At 35.2% G+C, this 384-nt stretch carries 1 pseudogene; it reads left to right on the plus strand.

Annotated features, from left to right (window positions below):
- Nucleotides 1-112: 112 nt before the first annotated feature.
- Nucleotides 113-384, plus strand: a pseudogene (locus E0D98_RS27705) (conjugal transfer protein TraJ); the annotation flags it as partial.

A 384-nucleotide genomic window follows, 5' to 3' on the forward strand; every position in this document is an offset into this window, starting at 1 on the left:
GGTATATTAATTATGTGGTTAATGCCACGTTAAAAATTTAGTTTAAATCGCCAATGCAGGGAGTAGCAGCTCCCTGCATTGGCTGTCCATAGAATCCTTTGAGGAGGTTCCTATGTGTGCAATGGATCGTAGAGAAAGAGCACTCATTCGTCAATTACATTTCCCTAACGACTTAAGAGAGAACATTTCATTATTGAAATATCCCGTATGTATACGTTTTGAAGACGGTTCTTTTATAGGAACAAATCACAGCTTCGAGCGATTTATTAAATTATCATATTGTTCATGTGATGAATGGTTTGAGCATTTGACTTTAGAATCCAAGTTACAACTATCAAGATCTGAGATGGATTCATATTTTTCAACTTATGGTGTAAGTTATAT

Source organism: Escherichia sp. KCJ4928 (assembly GCF_004352695.1).
Taxonomy (GTDB): domain Bacteria; phylum Pseudomonadota; class Gammaproteobacteria; order Enterobacterales; family Enterobacteriaceae; genus ECMA0423.